4 protein-coding genes are annotated in these 3,700 nt (G+C 64.0%); all 4 read right to left on the bottom strand.

Features of this window, described 5'->3' with window-relative positions:
- On the bottom strand, positions 1-761 hold a 761-nt coding region (locus ACTOXK_RS12180), incomplete at its 3' end, for a hypothetical protein (RefSeq protein ID WP_482280008.1).
- The gene (locus tag ACTOXK_RS12175; protein WP_016310207.1) at positions 758-1,975 is read right to left on the bottom strand and encodes a hypothetical protein; all 1,218 of its coding nucleotides are present in this window, start codon (positions 1,973-1,975) and stop codon (positions 758-760) included. The genes ACTOXK_RS12175 and ACTOXK_RS12180, both read right to left, overlap by 4 nt.
- Positions 1,966-2,844 carry an ATP-binding cassette domain-containing protein gene (locus ACTOXK_RS12170; protein ID WP_150838955.1) on the bottom strand — a complete coding sequence of 293 codons (879 nt, stop codon included), beginning with the start codon at positions 2,842-2,844 and terminating at the stop codon, positions 1,966-1,968. The genes ACTOXK_RS12175 and ACTOXK_RS12170 overlap by 10 nt, the downstream gene beginning before the upstream one ends.
- A gap of 1 nt (position 2,845) precedes the next feature.
- A partial coding sequence (locus tag ACTOXK_RS12165) for a WD40 repeat domain-containing protein (protein WP_482280007.1) occupies positions 2,846-3,700 on the bottom strand: 855 nt, incomplete at its 5' end.

Here is a 3,700-nt window from a genome sequence, read left to right as displayed (position 1 = left end):
CGGAGGGCGGCGGCCGCTACGAACGCCTCTGCAAGGGAGAGGCTCTTCTCGCTGGTGCCGAAAAGCGGAACGCTCTGGAGGGGATAGTCCCCGTGGGGCAGCCCGTATTTCACCGCGAAGAACGTGAGCTGGAGAAGGGAGAGCGCGACACAAAGGGCAACGGCGGAACCGATGACGATGAGCACCTTGCACCGGGCGCTTGCGCGGCCCTCGGGGGTCGTGCGCAAAAGCGCGTCCATCTGGCAGGCGTATTCCGAGCAGAAAGCCGCGGCGGCCAGATACAAGACGGCCAGCAGCACCGCGAAATCCAGCGTCTGGACAGAGAGAAGCCCGGCCCAGCCGTTCGTCTCAAGGAAGTATCGGTTGGTCGGGTTCTCCGATACATAGAGGTACTGCTCGAAGGCGGCGTCGAAGCCCCGCTCGTGGGCCAGCACCTCCCCGGCCTGGGCCGCCGCACTTTCGTAATCCTCAGCCGAGGTGAGGCCGCTGTAGTAGCTTTCCTGCGCCTCGGCACGGGCGGCTTTCGCTTCCGTGATGGCCTCGCTCTCGTCTTGAAGCCAGGCCTCCTTCTGGTCGTTCAACGCCCCGTCCAGCCTTTCCAGGCACCAGGCGTAATCGGATCGGTGCTCTTGCATGGCGATGTTCTGGGGCTGTTCGGTCGCCGCCAGCCAGACCCCGCTGACCACCAGGGCCGCCAGCAGACAGGCCAACCCTCGCTGCCCGATCATGAGCTTCTTCCATTCATAGGCGAGCACCATCATCGCAGCCTCCTTATGGGACAGTAGGTGTTTCGGGGCGAAAGCAGATAGATGGCTGCGGCAATGACGAGCCCCGCAACCAGGGAGATTGCGAGCGCTGCCTGCCAGGACAGGACGGGGAAGCCGCCGATGTCCAGAAACTCCGTTTGGGCCAGGAGGGGGCGGCCCGCCAGCAGCGAATAGGGATCGAGCGCTTTCGCCCAGACAAAGTGGGAATAGGCCGCGCTCGCGCCGCCGATGACGAGCACGGCGGTGAGCGCGAAGTTGGCGACAAGGGGAACGAGGGCGTTTCTGCCTCGCAGCGACACCGCAAGCCAGACCATGCCCAAAGCCCAGAGCCCGACGCTTCGCAGCGCCGCCGCCAGCACCGCGAATTGGAGGACGCTGAGGTCGACCGGTGCCTCGGCGAAGCTGGGGATGGCGTACACCGGCAAATCCAAGCCCTCTAAGGTGCCGAAGGCGGCCCCGAAGCCCGCCAGGTCAAGCAGCGAGAACCACATGGTCACCAGCAGCAAAAACCCGCTGGCTGCCATCAGCTTCGCGAGAACGGTGCGGCTGCCGCCATTGGGATTCGTGAGCAGCAACCGGTCCATCTGCGTTTCGCGCTCCTCCACGAAGGTGCCGGCCACGCCGTAGAGTCCCAGAAGCAGCACGAGAACGAGGGAGAAGTCGTAGTTCAGGTAGTAGTTGGCCATCTCCGTGTAGGCGAAGTCGGGCACGGTACGACCGGCGTAGATCTGGTACAGGGCGGCGCTTTCCCGCTGTTGGTACAAGGCTCCGGCCTGAGCCGCGGCCTCGGCGTTCTGGCGCGCCTTTTCCGCCACCGATGCAGCACGGTCACCATATTCGTAGCAATACTGCATGGGATCGACGAAGTACTTCTCCAGTAGATTCCGATCGCTGTAGAGGTTTCCCGTCAGGGAGTTGGCGTCGTCAGTGGCGGTGCTGGCGGTCATGTCCGCCGTGGCCTGGGCCAAAGGCTGCCACGTTGCCAGCAGCTGCTGCACCTTTTCGGGCGTAATGGGGCCTTGGTACTGGTCGTAGAGCTGCCAGTAGACGGTGTGCCAGCTGCGCTCGGCGCTTCCGTCGGCCAGAAACGAATAGGCATCCCACTCGCTGTAGATCTTGGCCAGGTTTATAACGCTGAACAGGACGAAGAGCACGAGAACCGATCGCCGACAGAAAAGCTTGGCGAATTCGTACCAGACTAGGCGCATGGTGCATCGCCGTCCTGGCAGAAATACAGGAACACGTCTTCCAGGTTCGGTCGCGCTGGCCGAGCCCCCGCACAGGGGCACTCGTCGCTGACGATACGAAGCGAGAAGAGGGCACCGTCCTGTTTCATGTTGCCGATGCAGCAGCGTTCGGCCAGCCGCCGGGATTGTTCCAGGTCCGCCGTTACCTCCCACACTTTGCCCGCGATGCTCTGCTCCAGCGCACTCGGGGCTCCCTGCATGAGCAGCTTGCCGCGGCGCAGCAGCAGGATTTCCGTGGCAATGCACTCAACGTCGGGCACGATGTGGGTGGCCAGAAGGATGGTGCGCCCAGGGGCGAATCGGGAGATAAGGTTGCGAAAGCGGATGCGCTCGCCCGGGTCCAGGCCGGCGGTGGGCTCGTCCAGCACCAGGACCTTCGGGTCGGATAGCATGGCCTGGGCAATACCGAGTCTCTGGCGCATGCCCCCCGAAAGGGCGCCGATCTTCTTGTCCCGCGCGTCGGACAGATTCACGGTGTCCAGCAATTCCGCCGCGCGGCTTCGCGCCAAAGCCGGGGACAGGCTCTTCAGCGCTCCCATGTAGAGGAGGAAATCCCCCACGGTGAAGTCGCGGTAGAAGACCGGGTACTGCGGCATATAGCCCAAATCGGCCAGAAATGCGCGGCCCTGCGCCCCAACGTCGCGCCCATCGGCTCTCACTGTCCCGCCGTCGGCGCGCAAGATGCCCACGAGGATGCTGATGAGCGTCGTCTTCCCGGCGCCGTTTTCGCCCAGTAGCCCGAAGACGCCTTCGCCCAGCGTGGCACTGAAGTCTTTGAGGGCGTACTTGCCCTTGTAGCATTTCGCTACGTTATCGAACTGAATCTCCATGCTAGGCTCCAAAGCTGAACGTGGCGACTGCCGTGTCGATTTCCTCTATGCCGCAGCCCAGAAGCACGATGGCGGCCTGCGCATCATCTAGAAGGATCACCTGGGGAACCCGCCCCACATAGCGGGAGTCGTCCACCTCGATGGTCTCGGTGGCCAGAAGCTCGCCGGAGTCAACGGCATAGACCCGCACGGTGAGCACGTCGCCCAGTTCGGCGGTGGCGACGTATTTGCCCTGTTCGGACACGTAGATACCGTCCCCTCCCTCGTCGCTCGCGGAAAAGGCGAGCCGATGCGCGGCGCCGCTTGCCGCATCGACCCAGGGAAGGCTCCCGTCGACATGGGAAATCGCAGGGGGAAAGAACAGCCGGCCGTCGGCTCGCAGCATCTCCTCCACGCCCTCCGATTCCAGCCAGTCAAGCTCAAGCTCGCTGCCGTCGATGCCTATGGTTCCCCATACCGGCGCGCTGTCCTCGCCATCTCCGCTTTCGGCGGAAAAGCCGTCGCCGAAAAAGGCCACGCGGTCGTCGTCGGGGGTGAATGCGGCGCCGTTCAGCGAGGTCGCCATGCAGCTGGAGCCGCCGATGCCTTGGGCAGTGTCGAGCAGGGTAGTCAGCTGGCCGGCCGGGCGGTCGTAAAGGTAGAGGGCGCTAAGGCCTGCGATGGCCAGCCGATTCCCGTCGCTCGACGCCGCCACACAGCCGGGATCGAGCACCGGATCGCCGGACAGAAGCTCTTCCAGCGCCAGAGTTTCTTCCAGCTTCAACTCGCTGTCGTAGATGTACGCGACCGCCCCCGCATCGCCCATAACCGTGAGGACGATGCCGTCTTTGAACGGTGCTGCGCCGAAGTCTCGCAT

This window comes from Adlercreutzia sp. (assembly GCF_056795635.1).
This window is presented reverse-complemented; position numbering and strand designations above follow the sequence as displayed.